The organism is Clostridium chrysemydis, assembly GCF_015234215.1.
Taxonomy (GTDB): Bacteria; Bacillota; Clostridia; order Clostridiales; family Clostridiaceae; genus Clostridium; species Clostridium chrysemydis.
The window spans coordinates 287,328-304,319 of sequence record NZ_JADEKP010000001.1 but is presented as its reverse complement, the minus strand read 5'-3'; the positions used below and the strand labels follow the sequence as shown (position 1 = coordinate 304,319).

The window sequence follows — 16,992 nt, the reverse complement described above, 5'->3', positions numbered from 1 at the left end:
TATGCTATTATTTTTCAGGAACAATTGTAATATTATCCCCTTCTCCATCAATTTTTACAGTCATGCCATATCCTATTTCACCTTTTATTAATTTTCTAGCTAAACTATTTTCTAAAGTATTTTGGATATATCTTTTTAATGGTCTAGCACCATAAACTGGATCATATCCTTCTTTAGCTAATATGTGTTTTGCACTATCTGTAATATTTAATTTAATATTTCTATCCTCTAATCTTCTTTCAACATCTCTTAAGAATATATCTATGATTTTAGTTATTCCTTCTTCTGTAAGAGGTCTAAACATTATAATGTCGTCAACCCTATTTAAGAATTCTGGTTTAAACCTTGCTTTCATTTCACTCATTACCATTTCTTTAGCTGAATCACTAATTCCATCTTTTGTGCTACCATCTAATAGATATTGTGATCCTATGTTTGAAGTCATAATAATTATTGTGTTTTTAAAGTCTACAGTTTTACCTTTGTTATCTGTAAGTCTACCATCATCTAATATTTGAAGGAACATATTAAATACATCAGGATGAGCTTTTTCAATTTCATCAAATAGTAATACTGAATATGGATTTCTTCTAACAGCTTCTGTTAATTGTCCACCTTCTTCGTATCCAACATATCCTGGAGGAGGTCCAACTAATCTAGATACAGATTGTTTTTCCATATATTCTGACATATCAATTCTAATCATGCTATCTTCACTATCAAATAAAGTTCTAGCTAAAGTTTTTGCAAGTTCTGTCTTACCAACACCAGTTGGTCCTAAGAATATAAATGAACCTATAGGTTTATTTTCATCTTTAAGTCCTGCTCTAGCTCTAAGTATTGCGTTAGATACTGATTCTACAGCTTCATCTTGACCTATAACCCTAGATTGTAACTCTTTATCTAATCTTAGAAGTTTTTCACGTTCTCCTTCTAGAAGCCTTGTTACTGGAATTCCAGTCCATCTAGCTAAAACTTCTGATACTTCTTCTTCTGTAACTTCTTCTTTTAATAGGGCACCTTTAGAATTTTCTTTAACTTCTTCTTCTTTTTCTTTTATTTTTCTTTCTATTTCTGGAATTAAGCTATATTGAATCTCTGCAACCTTATTATAATCGTAAGCTCTTTCGTATTTTTCAATATCTCCTTTAGCTTCGTCTAATTGCTCTTTTAAATCTCTAAGTTCAATTATGTGTGCTTTTTCTTTTTCATATTTTGCAGACATTTCATCATCTTTTAATTTAACTTCTGCAAGTTCTTTTTCCACTTCTTTTAATCTTTTATTAGAAAACTCATCTTTTTCTTTAGATAAAGCTTCTTTTTCGATTTCAAGTTGGAATTTTTTTCTTCTTACAGTATCAAGTTCAGTAGGAAGTGAGTCTATCTCTGTTCTTATCATAGCACCAGCTTCATCTATTAAGTCTATAGCTTTATCTGGTAAATATCTGTCTTGAACATATCTATCTGATAATTTAGCTGCAGCTATTATAGCTGAATCGTGTATTCTTACACCGTGGTGAATTTCAAATCTTTCTTTTAATCCTCTTAAAATTGATATAGCATCTTCTACAGAAGGTTCTTCAACTATAACTGGTTGGAATCTTCTTTCTAGTGCTTTATCTTTTTCAATGTATTGTCTATATTCATCAAATGTTGTAGCACCAATGCAGTGTAATTCTCCCCTTGCAAGTAAAGGCTTAATTAAGTTACCCGCATCCATAGCACCATCTGTTTTACCTGCACCGACTATTGTATGAATTTCATCTATGAAAAGAATAATTTTCCCTTCACTTGATTGTACTTCTTTAAGTACAGCTTTTAATCTTTCTTCAAATTCTCCTCTATACTTAGCTCCTGCAATTAGTGAACCCATATCTAAAGAGAATATTATTTTGTCTTTTAATCCTTCAGGTACATCTCCATTTACTATTCTTTGAGCTAATCCTTCTACTATTGCAGTTTTACCAACACCAGGTTCACCTATTAAAACTGGGTTATTTTTAGTTCTTCTTGAAAGAATTCTAACCGTTCTTCTAATTTCATCATCTCTTCCAATAACAGGATCTAATTTATGCTCGTTAACTAATTTATTTAAGTTTGTACCATACTTACCTAAAGCATCGTAAGTACCTTCTGGATCTTGAGTTTCTACTCTTTGACTTCCACGTACTTCTTTTAATACGTCCATAAAGTTTGTTTTGTTTATGTTGTAGGCTTTTAATATTTCTCCTACCATTCCTTTATTATCTACTTTCATAATAGCAAGCATCACGTGTTCAACGCTTATATATGAGTCTTCAAACTTTTTAGAAACTTTTTCAGCTTCCATTAAAACTTCTTCAATTCTCCTGCTTGCATATACTGGGGCTGCGCTGCCGTTACTACTACTTACCTTAGGAAGCATATCTATTGCACTTTCAATAGAACTTACTAAAGCTTTTACTGGAACACCCATCTTATTTAGTAAATTTGGAATTAATCCGTCTTCTTGTTCTACTAAAGCTCCAAATAAATGAATTACATCTAACTCTTGATTTTGAAATCTTACTGCTAATGAATTAGCATCGTTTAATGCTTGTTGTACTCTTACAGTCATTTTATCTATGTTCATCTAATTTCACCTCATTTTTCGTTTTTATCTATTGATTAAATAATAATCCCTTAAAAGTTGAAAGTCAAAGAAGGTAAAAGTAAATTTAAGACTATTTTTGTCCATTAAAAGCAATTATCTTTTATTTTCTCCGTTTTACTCTCTTTTTATACTTTATTTGACCTTCGTACTTTATTCATAATTTTAGTATGTCCTTTTTAACATAAATTATAAAAAAAGACTAGCACAACCGTGCTAGTCTGAAAGATTTTTTAATTTCTAGTTTGCATAGCTAAAGTAAAATATCTTAACGAATCTTTAATCTCATTTAGTTTATGATACATATTTGCCATGTCTAAATATCTTTTATAAAGTTCTTTTTTATTACCACATTTTATTAAAGAGTCTAATGAAAGATTCATATAAAGCTCCGATTCTTTATATTCCCCTCTTTTTTGTAGTAATATTCCTTTTAAATAGTATCCACGTTCAATTAATTTTATATCATTTAAACTTATAACTAAATTTATAGCTTTATCTGATATTTTTTCTGCAATATCATATTTACCATTACTTATAAGTATTTTTATACATTTTATGATAAGTTTCCCAGCTTCAAGTGAATTTTTGTCCTCTAAAAGATTTATACTTAAATCTATTAAATCCACAGCTTCTTTTTCTTTTCTTATAGTAAAGTAAGATGTTGCAAAATCTAATCTTGCATCTATTGCTTCTATACTATCTACTCCATAAAAAGATAAAGCTGCATCTTGCAATTCCTTATTATCTTTTCCCATAAGTATATCTAAAACATCATTATAATGATAAATACATCCCTTTAATTTATCAGTTGTAACTTTATCAATATTTTCTTTAGCTATACTTAAATGCTTGTATGCTTTTTCATGATTATTTGATTTAAGATAACACATTCCTTCTTTATAATTTACGTAAACATATTCCTCATCAGAAATTAAATTTTCCCTCTCTAAAAGTTCACATAATCTCCCGTAGTATGTTCCCGCTTCTCTATACTCTAAATTATCATAAAGATATTCTGCTATATCTTTAAAATAAGTCATAGTCTTTTCTATAGTATTATCTTCAACATATAGGTTATAGTATTCTGGTATAAGATCTGAGATATCTTCTAATTTTCCCTTTATTTTGTATCCATTAAATAATTTATGCATCAATTTAAATGCTAAGTCACCATACCCATAATCTAAAGCGTACTCTAAATTCAATTTCACATCATTTTCGAATGTAGAATTATAGTTTCCCTTATCTATAATATCTATATTTTCAATTATTTGCTCATAAACATCTTTTGCTAAATATGAATAATCTACAGCCAATTTATCTGCAATATACTCTAAGATGTCTTTATCAGCTTTTACCTTTCCATTTTCTATGCAACTCATCTTAGAAATAGAAATTCTATCTGTGCATAATTCCTTTAAAGTTATTCCCTTGTATATCCTTGTACGTTTTATTTTTTCCCCAGTTGAAAGTATCTCCATTAAAATCACCTATTCCACTCTAGTTTTTTAATATGCCAATTTCTTTAAATATGTTTACCCCAGTATCTAAATACTTAGCAGCATCTTCATCATTTTTGTTATCAATGTAGAATTTACCTAACGTTATAGCTAACTCGCCTGCTTTTTGGAATAAATCATTTGAATATGCATATCTATAAGTTGTCATCAAGACATTCTCAGCCTCATTTAGCTTTTCTTCAATAATATGCATTCTAAATTTAACTAAATTACATTCAATATACTCTTCTTTTTGCTCATCTCTAAGCATTTCATAAATCTCATCTAAAACTTCTTTGCAACTTTCAATGTTTTTAAGTTTTAGATAGTTTTTACATATATTGATTAATGTATAAATAACACTATCATCATTATTTTTCATTTTCATTTCTTTTGCTAAATGATAATGTTTAAATGATTCTTCTATATTTTCAAAGCTATAGAAAAACTCTCCTAAATCATTTTCTATATTAGATATAGTTCTAAAATCATTAAGTTCTCTATAAATTTTTAAGCTTCTTTTTGAATATTCAATAGCTTTAGTTAAATCACCGCTTTTGTTATATTCTTCTGATAAAGATAATAAAGTTTTAGCATAATTTTCTTTGTCGTTTATTTGTTCAAACTTTTCTTTAGCTAAGAAAGAGTAGTCCATAGCTCGTCCTACCTTATTTACTTCATAGTAACTTTTAGCTAGATAAAAGTAAATCTTACCTAAAAGATAATCATCTCCTAAGTTATTATCCATATAAACCTTCTCAGCTTGTTTTAAATAACTTGTAGCTGAATGATATGCTTCTAAATCTAGAGTGATAACTCCAAGATTTAAGAAAGTTCTAACTATTTCATTAAATTTATTGTTTTTTATAAATATAACGTTTGCTGAAAGGAAATATTGCTGAGCTAAAGCAAGTTCACCTTTCTTTTTGTGTATATCTGCTCTTAAATAAAGAATTTTAGCTTTTTTATATTCTAAATTATACATTTCCGCATAATAAAGAGCATTTTCTATGTATTTATCCGCTTGGATAAAACTTCTTTCAAGCACATACGATTCAGCTATTTGCTCGTAATACATACAAATCTTTTCTGCTTGACTTTCTTCTGACTCCATTAGATATTCAACAGTAATATCTAAGCTTTGCGCTAAGTATTCTAATAGGTCCATAGAAGGGTTTGATCTTCCAGACTCTACTAAACTTATTTGTCCTGGAGTAATTCTATCCTTAGCTAAGTCTTTTAAAGTCATATCTAACTGTTTTCTTTTTCTTTTTATTTTTTCTCCTAGAGATAAAATTTCCATATACTGTTCTTCCCTCTTTTTCACTTAATTTTGTTAATACTATTTAAACTTTATTAAATTTCTTGTAATTTTAGATATATTATAACACGTACCTGTAAATATATACAATATTTTTGTTACAACTTGTTAATTTTTTTGAGTTAAAAATTTAATTAGGCAAAATTTTATTAAAAATTTTTTCTAATTTATAAAAAAATTATAGGGCTATTATGAAAATAGCCCTATAATTTTTCATTTCATCATTCCCATTATGTTGTCATATGCATCTTCAGCCACACACTTTATAACTCTTCCTGTTTTTTTGACACTTCTTTGTGTTTTTCTATCAAGTTGTGGCATTAATAGCATTCCAACAGCTGCTCCGGCTACTGTTCCTAGGATTAATCCTCTTAAACCTTTATAACACATAATATAAACACCCCTTTAAATTTATTTCATATTTATATTATGTAGCTTATTTAATTTTAATCGTGGTAATAATATCCTAAAGTATTCCTAGCGCAGATTTTGCAAGCTTATCTGCTAAATCATTATATTTATCACCACTATGTCCTTTTACCTTAACAAAATTTATTTTTATTAATTTAGATTTTTCTTTTATAAATTCATGGTATCCTTTTGTAATATCATTATTCCTTTTCCAAGTTCCAAGTGCCCAAGATTCTATTCCTTGATAGTCAAATACAATGGAAACCTCACTATATCCTTTTTCTATTGCAAATTCAATAGCCTTCATGGAACCTAAAACTTCCCCCGAAACATTTCTTAAAGCAATAGCTTTTTCATCAAAGCCAACTCCATTATCTTTAAAGATAACTTCTCCTTTATCTATCGCTACAAGTCCATATGAAAAATTCTTTTTTTCTAAAGAAAAACTTCCATCTACATAAATAGTTAAGCCCTCTTCATCTATATAACTTTCATTTTTCAAAACTTTAACATCTTTTTGGTTGTTATTTACTTTTTTACCATTAGAACTTAATACTAAAAATTCTTTAGCTTCATCTAAAGTTTTAAAACTTTTATAAATTGCTCCTTTAAATCCTATAACTTCACTTTTACATTCTTCCCAAGATCTCAAAATCATAGGAACTCCTGATTTACCCTTATAAACAGAATAAAATTTACTTGCCATAACTTTTCTCCTTAAATTATAGTACACTTAATTCTTCGATTATTTTATATATTTTGTCTACATTTCTAGCTCCAGTAAAATTAGCTACATATTCTAAACCATTTTTTAAAACTAATATCATTTCATTTTTACCAGACCAATTTTCAATAATTACATTCATCGGAACATCAGTCGCTATTCTATTTAAAGCAAAAAATAGTACTGCTATATCATCTACCTTACCTACAAGCGGAATATTGCTTGGAATAAGATCATTTGGACATACTATGTATGCAATAGATGCCGAAACTGCAAGTTTTGTTTTAATATTTACTCTATCATCTTTTAATAACCTAAGGATAAGTGCTAAAAGGTCTGGAACTATAAATATATAATCTGAATATGCCTTAGCATTCTTTGGCAAATTATCCTTTACCTTTTCCCTAGCCTTCTCTCTTCCTTTATCATAAAAGTCATTTCTTTCCTTTTGGTTTCTTAAAGCTCTAGTTAAATTTAACGCTTCCTCTTCAAACTCATCTAAAACTCTTTCTTCTATCTCTTCTTTTGAATCCTCTATTACTACTATATCAGTAACTTCAGTTCCAGCTACACTTTCTGTAATTTCTTCTTTTATAATTTTTTCATCATTATTTTTATCTTCTTTATTTAATATTAATCCTAAATTTAATTTTAAGTTATTAACTTTAGCTTCTATTGTTTCTTCTTTAATATCAATATCCTCTACATTTAGATTTATAAACTTTAAATCTTTTAAAAGCTCGTCTACATTAACTTCTAACTTATTTTTATTTGCAGTTATTCCTTTAACATCTAAAAAGTTTAATCCAATTTTTAATGCTAAACTTCTTATCATTCTTATCATTCCAAGCTTATATACCTTAAACTTTGAAAAATTACATATTATATTATTATTATTTACCTCTATATTACTTATTGCACCTTCAAAATTTATTTTTAATACTTTTTTATAGCTTCCCTTTATTAATACTTCATTATTTATTTCTACATAATCAAGATTAAGACCCTCTACCTTTACGAAATCATTAATAATACTTAAAACATCACTTCCTTTTAAGCTTACTAATACTCTAGATACCTCCATTTATTATACCTCCAAAAAATCTATCTATAATTATAATTTTAACCTCTAACCATAAAGAAGTAAAACATCTTATTTTTTTATAGAAAAAAGGATATTAAACTTTAAAGCTTAATATCCTAAAATTTTAAAATACTGGGATTACAGCACCATCATATTTTTCATTAATAAAGTCTTTAACCTTTTGTGAAGTTAATGCATCCCCTAAATCTTTTATTTTTTGCGAATTCTTATCTTCTTTTCTAACAACTAGAATATTTGCATAAGGCTCTGAACCTTTTGAATCTTTATCTTCTTTAATTATTGCATCTTTTTTTACTGAAAACCCTGCATCTATTGCATAATTTCCATTTATAACAGATGCATCTACATCCTCAAGTGTTTTAGGAAGAGCTGCCGCTTCAAGTTCTTTAAATTTTAAATTCTTAGAATTTTTAGTTATATCTTTTGGAGTTATTAATTCTCCTTCCTTTACCTCTATAATCCCATTTTGTGCTAATAATTTAAGTGCTCTAGCTTCATTTGAAGGATCGTTTGGAATAGCTATTGTGTCTCCATCTTTTAATTCATTTAAACTTTTAATCTTTTTAGAATAAAGTCCTAACGGCTCTAGATGGATTTTTTTAGTGTAAACTAAATCTAATCCTTTAGCCTTTTTAGTTTCTTCTAAATAAGGTATATGTTGAAAAAAGTTTGCGTCTAAACTTCCTTCAGAGAGTGAAGTATTTGGAATTACATAGTCTGTAAATTCTTTTATATTAACTTTATACCCCTTATCTTCTAAATCCTTTTTAGCAATTTCTACTATCTCCTTATGAGGTACTGGTGTAACTCCTATAGTTATAGTTTTATCATCCTCTGCACTTTTACCTGTACACCCTATTAATCCTATACTTAAAATTCCTATTAATAATGTTCCTACTAATCTTTTTTTCATATCTAATTGCCCCCTAAATATTTATTTTGATAATTTTTTATAAAAATAATTTCCTAAACTTTGAAGTCCTTGTACTACTATTATTAGAATAATAACTGTAGCTATCATAATATCCCGCTTTAGTCCATAATATCCATACCTTATAGCTACATCTCCAAGTCCTCCACCACCTATAGCCCCTGCCATAGCTGAATACCCTATAACGCTAATTATTGTTAAAGTTAACCCAGACACTATACTTGGAATAGCTTCAACTAATAAAACTTTAAAAATTATTTGAAAATCCGTTGCCCCAAAAGATTTAGATGCTTCAATAACTCCTTTATCTACTTCTCTTAACGAATTTTCAATAATCCTTGAAATAAATGGTGCTGTAGCTACAGTTAAAGGAAAAATAGTTGCAGCTGTTCCTATTGAAGTTCCTACTATAAACCTTGATATTGGAATAATAACAACCATTAAAATAACAAATGGGAAACTTCTTAAAATGTTTATTATAAAATCTAAAGACCCATATATTATTTTATTTGGCTTTAAACCATCACTTGAAGTAATAGTTAATACTACGCCTATAACAAAGCCTATTATAAGTGCAAAAAAGGTTGATAGAAAAACCATTATCCCAGTTTGAATTAAAGCTTCTATTAAAATTTCAAACATTTTATATAACCTCCCATTCTACAGCTTTGTCTTTTAAATAATTTACTATAACTTCTTCGTCTTCTTTAGATAAATTTATAACTAAACTACCTATTACATCTTCTCTGAATTTTTCAAGTTTTCCAAAAACTATAGAAAAATCTTTTAAAGTGTCTTTTGCCATCTTAGTTATAAGCGCATTTTCTGAAGAGTCTTTTCCAAAATATATTTTTATATTAATACCATCTCTCGGAAGTACTTCTATTTCATCCTCAGATAAGAAATTTTTAAGCTCATTTTTAGGCTTTAAAAATAATTCTTCTGAAAAACCTTCTGCTTTAACTTTCCCATCTACTAAAAGTGTTATTTTTTCACAAACCTCCTTTACAACTTCCATTTGATGTGTAACTATAACTATAGTTATTTTTAATTCTTTATTTATTTTAGATAATAAGCTTAATATATCTCTTGTTGTCTTTGGGTCTAATGCTGATGTCGCTTCATCACAAAGTAATATACTAGGATTTAAGCTAAGTGCCCTAGCTATAGCAACCCTTTGCTTTTGACCTCCTGATAATTCTTTTGGTTTTTTATTTTCTTTATCTTTTAGATTTACAAGTTCTAAAAGTTCGTTAACCCTAAGTCTTATATCATTTTTACTTAGCTTAAGCTTCTTTTGCCAAAGCTCTAGAGGAAGAGCTACATTTTCAAAAACTGTTTTTCTCTCTAAAAGATTAAAATTTTGAAATATCATCCCAATATCACGTCTAAGAGTTAAAAGTTCCTCTTTACTTAAATCTTTTATTTCCTTTTTAAAAACTTCTATACTTCCAGAATCAAAACTTGAAAGACCGTTTATACATCTTAAAAGAGTTGACTTACCAGCTCCACTATGACCTATTATTCCATATATCTCTCCCTCATTTATTTCTAACGAAACATCATCTAAAACTTTTAAATCCCCAAAACTCTTTTTAATATTCTTTATAGTAATCATATTTTAGCCCCCTTTTATAAATAAAAAATGCACTAGAGACTAAATCTCTAGTGCATATAAAACTCACTTCAATCTACCCTCTCATCTTTCAACTAAAATTTAATAGTTGCTGGAATTAGCACCTTATAAATAATTTAAGACACGAAAATACACTTAAATATTTATAGGTTGCTGGGTTTCATAGGGCCAGTCCCTCCACCGCTCTTGATAAGAATTTATTTAATTTTACATTTCTTGTATATTAATATATATTTTTTTAGATAGCTTGTCAATAGTTATTTTAGAATTTTTTGAAGTGCTATGTAATTTCCTTCTTTTCCTTCTAAGTTCATCATACCTTTTTTTATGTACCCTGAACCAAAATATAACTTTTGAGCTATTTTATTTTTTTCGTTAGTATCTAATTTTATAGAGTCATATCCGTTATCTAATGCAAATTTTTCAATTTCTCTAATCATTTTTTTGCCATAACCTTTGTTTGAAAACTTTCCATCTATCATAAGTCTATGTATAAGTAGGGCACGTTTAGAATAAGAAAAATTAATTTTATTATAATTAATATCATATTTATCATTTAAACAAACTGCGCCTATTATTTGTTTATTATCTTCTAAAACATATAACTCATCATTTTTTAGATCTTCTTCAAAATGGATTTTCCTTGGATAGTTTTTAGTCCAATTTAAGCCTGTAACCTTTCCTACTTCTAAAACCCTATTTAAAATATCTTCGAAATTCTTTAAATCATCTCTTGTTGCTTTTCTTAATTTCATAAAATTAAACCTCACAATATATTTTTAAATATATATTAAAAGATTTCAGCTATTTCTTCAATATCTATAATTTCACCTTCTATATTACTTTCAACAAAATCTATAATCTTTTCTTTTGCGCTATGTAATACTTTAACATCACTAAAGGCTCCAGCTATTCCAAGTTGCATTAATTTATGATCATCTAGATAACCAATCTCTGAAATAGAAATATTAAATTTATTTTTAAGTCTTCCAATTATGCTTAATCTTATCATTCTCTTTTCTTTTAATGACTTTACAAAAGAATTCCTTATAGTTATTTTCATAATTAATACGTCCATATTTACACCTCACTAAAAAATACAGGTAATTTTCTTTTATTTATATTATGATACTTTACCTGTATTTTTAAAATAGTATATTTATTTTTTTAAATATTCTTCATCCTTTGTTTTCAAATCCCTATTATCAAAAGGTGAACTTATTAAAGCTTTAGTAAATAATTGTGGATAATAGGTTCCTAGGTGTTCTATATAATTAACCCACCTAACTGCAATTAATCTATAGGATATATTTATATCTTCTTCTAAATGCTTTTTTTCATACTCATATTCTATTTTATTTAAATAAAATCTAGTATTTAATTCATCTCTTAAATGCAAAACAGAAATTACAGCATCTGTAAAACCTTCTTTTTCTTTTAAAATAGTATTTGAAATTAAATCAATTATAATATTACTCTTTTCATTTAAAATCATCTTAAGGTCAAAAAGGTCAATACCATCAATCTTTGCACAAAAATCATTATTTAAGAAAATCTCCATAAGATTTTCATAATCCTTTTTAGTAAAATCCCTTTTAATAATGCATTTATCTCTTATATCATCAATACAATCATCAGCATTTACAAATATTCTTAAAACTTCCGTACCAACTTCATTAAAAAATATTCCAATTAGCATATTTATTTCTTTTTCTATTTTAGCCTTTTCTCGTTTATTTAGTATCTCATTAAATATATACCCTGTAACTAACATATTTAAAGGAATACTTGCTATATTCATAACTATAGAAGTAAATATATCTCTAGAGTTATTAAACAAAAAATAATATATAGCAAATAATAAAACCGTTAAAAATACAAGGCCCATAATTCTCTTTATTTTGTATATAATCCCTTTATCCATAATAAAACTTTCTCCAAAATTAAAATTCCCCTAAAACTCTATACATCTATAATTTAATATATTTTTTTATAAGGACAAATGTGATTATTTGTTTGTACTATATATTCAATAAATGTATAATAAAGTAAAAGGCTAAAAGGGGGTGCAGTTTATGCATTTAGACAAAATTAAAACTGCAAGAGAAAATATTAAAGACACAGTAATCAAAACACCATTACTTCATAGTAATGTATTCTCTAAGCTTACTTCAAATAATGTTTATATGAAATGTGAAAACCTACAACTTACAGGTGCATATAAACTTAGAGGAGCTTTAAACAAGATTAAATCGCTTTCATCCGATGATTTATCTCGTGGTGTAGTCTGTTCCTCAGCTGGAAACCATGCTCAAGGTGTAGCATATGCAGCTGATCTTCTTTCTGTTAAATCCACTATTGTAATGCCTGAAACAACACCTTATTTAAAAGTACAGTCTACTAAAGATTTAGGTGGTAATGTTATATTACACGGTAAATGTTATGATGATGCTTATAATGAAGCTAGAAAAATTGAATCGCAAAAAGGTATGACTTTTCTTCATCCTTTTAACGATATTGATGTTATTTATGGTCAAGGAACTATAGGTCTTGAAATTTATGAAGACTTAAAAGATATCGATATCGTACTTTGTCCAATCGGCGGAGGAGGTCTTATAAGCGGAATATCTTTAGCTTTAAAATCAATTAATCCAAACATCAAGATCATAGGTGTCCAAGCTGAAGGGGCATGTGCTATGGCGCATAGCTTTAAAAATGGCAAATTAACTCCTTTAGATTCTGTAAACACCATAGCTGATGGTATAGCAGTTAAGTCCCCTGGTGATTTAACATTTGAAATTATAAAAGAATATGTAGATGATATTATTACAGTTACAGATACTGAAATAGTTGAAGCTTTCTTAATCCTTAGCGAAAAACATAAGCTTATAGCTGAAGCTTCTGGCGCAGCATCACTTGCTGCAATTAAACTTTTAAATGTTAAAGATAAAAATATCGTATCTATTATAAGTGGTGGAAATATCGATATGTTAACTATCACGTCTTTAATTAATAGTGCTTTAGTTTCAAGAGGAAGATTATTTTGCTTTAATGTTGAACTTACAAATAGACCTGGTATGCTAAATGAAATATCAGAAATTTTAGGACAAACTAATGCAAATATCGTTAGACTTGAACATAATCAATTTAAAGCTAGAAATAAATTAACTAATACAAACTTAGAAGTTACAGTTGAAACAAACGGCTATGAACATATTGAAACTATAAGAAAAGCCTTTATTACAAAAGGATATTATATAGAACAAAAATTAAAATAAAAAAGGTGCTTTAAATGCACCTTTTTAAGTATCTCCACCGAGTAGAGTAACTACTTCCATTATTCTATCGAAAAATTCTTTATTACTTGAATTTCCTTTTTTTATTTCGTTAAATATCTTACCATCTTTAATAAATACAACTCTATTAGAATAACTTGCACTATACGGGTCATGGGTTACAAGTAGTATAGTAGAATTAATTTCTTTATTCATCTCTTCTAAAAGATTTAAAAGTTTTTTAGCTGAAGTAGAATCAAGTGCACCTGTAGGTTCATCAGCTAAAACTATAGATGGATTCTTTATAAGAGCTCTTGCAACTGCAATCCTTTGTTTTTGACCTCCAGATATTTCATAAGGATACTTATTTAAAATATCAAAAATTCCAATTCTTTTACTTATATCGATAACCTTTTTTTCTATTTCTACTCCAGAAATATTTTGAATAGATAAAGCTAATGCTATATTTTCAAAAACAGTTAAAATATCTAAAACATTATAATCTTGAAAGATATATCCGTACTTATAGCTTCTAAACTCTTCTAAATCTATCCCTTTTAATTTAGTTATATCAACATCGTCAATATATATATTTCCAGTTGTTACCCTATCAATAGTCGCTACACAGTTTAATAAGGTAGTCTTTCCACTGCCTGAAGAACCCATTATAGAAACAAATTCACCTTCACTTACATCAAAGCTTATATCATCTAATGCTTTTGTGATATTATTTCTGCTACCATAATACTTTTCTACATTTTTAACTTCAAGTATTTTTGACATTTTAGTCCCCCTTAAGTTTTATTCTTTAAAATTAGTATTAGACCCTACTGGAAATACTAATTTTAATTCTGTTCCTTTTTCTAGTCTTTTAGGAGATATGCCTATTCTTAATTTTTTGCAAAGCTTTTTACAAATATATAATCCTACACCTGTTGACTTACCAAATATTCTTCCATTTTCTCCTGTGAATCCTTTATTAAAGATCTTATCTATATCTTCTTCTCTTATCCCTACACCGTTATCTCTTATAAAAAGCACAACGTTATCTTTATTTTCTAAAGAAGATATAGTAATTTTTCCAAAAGAATCTGTATATTTTAAAGAGTTATTTATAATTTGATTTATGATAAATTCTAACCATTTAGAATCACTGTATACAGTTTCTTCTAGACCTACAGTTTCTACCATAATACGCTTTCTTATAAAAACTCTAGAGTTTCTTTTAATAACTTTATTAACTACATCTTTTAATTTTATCTTTTTAATTATGTAATCATCGTTTGCAGTATCCATTTTTGAATAATATAAGACTTGCTCTACCATAGAATCTATAGAATTTATATCATTTACTAATTCCTTGCCTACTGTTTCTTTGTTATTTTCTATATAAAGTTTACTAGATGCTATTGGAGTTTTTATTTCGTGCACCCACATTTCTATATATTCTTTATAATCCTTTTGAATCTTTTTATAATCATTTAAAGTTTCATGCATAACCTTATTTGATTCTCTTAAGGAATCATAAAGTATTTTACCTTCAATAAAGTTTGGCTCCTCTATAACTTCTGCAATTAAATATTTTTTATCTAATTCTTCTGTAACTATTTTTAGTTCATTAAAAAATTTTCTCTCTCTAATAAATTCAGCTATTATGTAAGATATCAAAGGAAGAAACCATATTACAAATACAATAAAAACTATCCCTGAACCAAATTTAAATATTCCCATAAGAACTGACATAATTCCAAAAATAAATATGTTCATTATTATAAAAAAAAGTTTATCTTTTATATAATCTAAAAAACTCATTTCATTATATACCCTAGTCCTCTTCTAGTTTCTATAATATTTTGAAGCCCAAGTTCAGATATTTTTTTTCTTATTCTAGTTACATTTACAGATAAAGTATTATCATCTACAAAGTAATCAGTACTCCATAAATGCTCCATTAAATCTTCTCTTGTCACTATCTCTCCTCTATTTTGCATTAAAAAAGATATGATTTTAATTTCATTTTTAGTAAGTTCTGTTTCTTTATCACCTCTTACTAAAATCCCTTTTGAAAGATCTAATGTCATATCATCATAAGTGATTTTATCAGACCCCTTCTCTTTTCCTTTATACGTTCTTCTAATTATAGATTCTATTCTAGCTATAAGGATATTTGTGTTATACGGTTTTGTTATAAAATCATCAGCACCTAAATTCATACTCATAATTTCATCCATATCACTATCTCTACTTGTAACTATAATTATAGGAACTTCTGATTTCTTTCTTATTTCTCTACATATATGATATCCATCAAAATAAGGTAAATTAATATCTAAAAGAATAAGGTTAGTGTTTTCTAAATCTATATCTTCTATAACCTTACTAAAATCAGTTATTAAAGAAACACTGTAACCATAACGCTCTAAAAGCTTACTTAATTCGTTTCTTATCCCATCGTTGTCTTCTATAATAGTTATGTTATACATATTATTCCCTCCTTAGTTTATTCATTTATTCCTATTTTACTACATAATCAAAATAAAATAAGGTTATATGTAATTTTTAAGAAAAAATTTATCACATATAACCTTTTTTTAAGAAATTTAAGTTTTTCTTTACTTAATCATTTCGCAAATATTAATACCATTTTTCTCTGAAACTTTATATTTTTCACTAAAACTTCTATCATCAAAAGGGTTATTTAACATTGCTTTTAAAAATAATTTTGGATATTCTTTTTTAAGATGTCTCATATACCTTACCCAACCGTAAGTTAACGCTCTATAAGCATCTTCTATGTCCTCTTCTATATGATTTTTATCGCAACAATTACATTCACATTCCATTTTAAAATATCTATCTAAAAGTTCTTCCCTTAAATGCATTAAAGTTATTATCATATCTGAAAAACTTTCGTGTTCCATAAGAGTAGGATTAGTTATTAAAGATATAAGAAAATCCTTTTCTTTATTTAAAATATCTGATATCTTTCTAATATCTAAATTTTCTAAATTAACTTCATATGAATATTCATCTAATTCATTTTCCAAAGCTTTAAATTCTTCTTTTCCCCAAGACTTTTTAATAAAAGCATCGTTTTTTATTAAGTCTATATTTTTATCACCTTTTACAAATTCATCTAAAAGACTATTTCCAAGTTCAGAATAAAACACACCTTTAATTATAATTAGCTTTTCCATTTTGTGATGTGTTTCTCTTTTATCTAAAAGCTTTTCTATAACAAAAGCAGTAAAAAATACATCCATAGGTACAAATGCTATATCTGCAACTAAAAATATTAAAGTATGATGTAAATCTTTAAATATTAAATAGTGGAAAAAATGTAATATAAGAGATAATCCTATAAGTCCTGATCCTATTAAAAAGGTCTCTTTTTTGTATTTATCCAATTTATGTCACCCTTTTCTTTCTTTTTTTCTTTTGAATTATACAACTTAATA

17 protein-coding genes and 1 riboswitch are annotated in these 16,992 nt (G+C 27.2%); of the genes, 1 reads left to right on the top strand and 16 read right to left on the bottom strand.

Translation table 11 applies throughout. The features are described from left to right. Positions 1-7: 7 nt before the first annotated feature. The 12 genes from clpB to INR60_RS01450 all read right to left on the bottom strand — a co-directional run bounded on the left by clpB (position 8) and on the right by INR60_RS01450 (position 12,183). Positions 8-2,611, bottom strand: coding sequence for an ATP-dependent chaperone ClpB (clpB, locus tag INR60_RS01505; RefSeq protein ID WP_194189704.1), 2,604 nt, complete (start codon positions 2,609-2,611; stop codon positions 8-10). Between the two features lie 251 nt (positions 2,612-2,862). Continuing rightward, positions 2,863-4,113, bottom strand: coding sequence for a helix-turn-helix domain-containing protein (locus INR60_RS01500; protein WP_194189703.1), 1,251 nt, complete (start codon positions 4,111-4,113; stop codon positions 2,863-2,865). Positions 4,114-4,132: 19 nt separating this feature from the next. Next, entirely contained in the window at positions 4,133-5,434 is a 1,302-nt protein-coding gene (locus tag INR60_RS01495; RefSeq protein ID WP_194189702.1) for a helix-turn-helix domain-containing protein, read from the bottom strand. A gap of 231 nt (positions 5,435-5,665) precedes the next feature. After that, on the bottom strand, positions 5,666-5,842 hold the full coding sequence (locus tag INR60_RS01490) for a hypothetical protein (RefSeq protein WP_194189701.1): 177 nt from the start codon (positions 5,840-5,842) through the stop codon (positions 5,666-5,668). A 76-nt stretch (positions 5,843-5,918) separates the two neighbouring features. Then, positions 5,919-6,569 carry a ribonuclease H1 domain-containing protein gene (locus INR60_RS01485; RefSeq protein WP_194189700.1) on the bottom strand — a complete coding sequence of 217 codons (651 nt, stop codon included), beginning with the start codon at positions 6,567-6,569 and terminating at the stop codon, positions 5,919-5,921. Positions 6,570-6,585: 16 nt separating this feature from the next. After that, positions 6,586-7,671: a YkvA family protein gene (locus tag INR60_RS01480; protein WP_194189699.1), complete on the bottom strand. Its 1,086-nt coding sequence runs from the start codon at positions 7,669-7,671 to the stop codon at positions 6,586-6,588. Positions 7,672-7,795: 124 nt separating this feature from the next. Further along, on the bottom strand, positions 7,796-8,605 hold the full coding sequence (locus tag INR60_RS01475; RefSeq protein ID WP_194189698.1) for a MetQ/NlpA family ABC transporter substrate-binding protein: 810 nt from the start codon (positions 8,603-8,605) through the stop codon (positions 7,796-7,798). 21 nt (positions 8,606-8,626) lie between these two features. After that, positions 8,627-9,265: a methionine ABC transporter permease gene (locus INR60_RS01470; RefSeq protein WP_194189697.1), complete on the bottom strand. Its 639-nt coding sequence runs from the start codon at positions 9,263-9,265 to the stop codon at positions 8,627-8,629. 1 nt (position 9,266) lies between these two features. Continuing rightward, on the bottom strand, positions 9,267-10,241 hold the full coding sequence (locus tag INR60_RS01465; RefSeq protein ID WP_194189696.1) for a methionine ABC transporter ATP-binding protein: 975 nt from the start codon (positions 10,239-10,241) through the stop codon (positions 9,267-9,269). Between the two features lie 78 nt (positions 10,242-10,319). Then, positions 10,320-10,455: riboswitch (SAM riboswitch) on the bottom strand. 61 nt (positions 10,456-10,516) lie between these two features. Next, a complete protein-coding gene (locus tag INR60_RS01460; RefSeq protein ID WP_194189695.1) occupies positions 10,517-11,014 on the bottom strand; it encodes a GNAT family N-acetyltransferase in 498 nt (165 codons plus the stop codon). A gap of 35 nt (positions 11,015-11,049) precedes the next feature. Next, positions 11,050-11,337 (bottom strand): DUF503 domain-containing protein, encoded by a 288-nt coding sequence (locus INR60_RS01455; protein WP_194189694.1) that lies wholly within the window; start codon positions 11,335-11,337, stop codon positions 11,050-11,052. A gap of 81 nt (positions 11,338-11,418) precedes the next feature. Beyond that, positions 11,419-12,183: an MJ1433 family protein gene (locus tag INR60_RS01450; RefSeq protein ID WP_194189693.1), complete on the bottom strand. Its 765-nt coding sequence runs from the start codon at positions 12,181-12,183 to the stop codon at positions 11,419-11,421. A gap of 151 nt (positions 12,184-12,334) precedes the next feature. Between INR60_RS01450 and ilvA the strand changes: the two genes are divergently transcribed. Then, the gene (gene ilvA / locus INR60_RS01445; RefSeq protein WP_194189692.1) at positions 12,335-13,537 is read left to right on the top strand and encodes a threonine ammonia-lyase; all 1,203 of its coding nucleotides are present in this window, start codon (positions 12,335-12,337) and stop codon (positions 13,535-13,537) included. 24 nt (positions 13,538-13,561) lie between these two features. Here the strand turns inward: ilvA and INR60_RS01440 are convergent, their stop codons facing one another. From INR60_RS01440 to INR60_RS01425, 4 genes are all read right to left on the bottom strand, one after another. Beyond that, positions 13,562-14,317, bottom strand: a complete 756-nt coding sequence (locus INR60_RS01440) for an ABC transporter ATP-binding protein (RefSeq protein WP_194189691.1) — start codon at positions 14,315-14,317, stop codon at positions 13,562-13,564. 18 nt (positions 14,318-14,335) lie between these two features. Next, on the bottom strand, positions 14,336-15,301 hold the full coding sequence (locus INR60_RS01435; RefSeq protein ID WP_338014993.1) for a sensor histidine kinase: 966 nt from the start codon (positions 15,299-15,301) through the stop codon (positions 14,336-14,338). 41 nt (positions 15,302-15,342) lie between these two features. Continuing rightward, positions 15,343-16,017 carry a response regulator transcription factor gene (locus tag INR60_RS01430; RefSeq protein ID WP_194189689.1) on the bottom strand — a complete coding sequence of 225 codons (675 nt, stop codon included), beginning with the start codon at positions 16,015-16,017 and terminating at the stop codon, positions 15,343-15,345. A 129-nt stretch (positions 16,018-16,146) separates the two neighbouring features. After that, the gene (locus INR60_RS01425; RefSeq protein WP_194189688.1) at positions 16,147-16,941 is read right to left on the bottom strand and encodes an MJ1433 family protein; all 795 of its coding nucleotides are present in this window, start codon (positions 16,939-16,941) and stop codon (positions 16,147-16,149) included. Between the last annotated feature and the right edge of the window lie 51 nt (positions 16,942-16,992).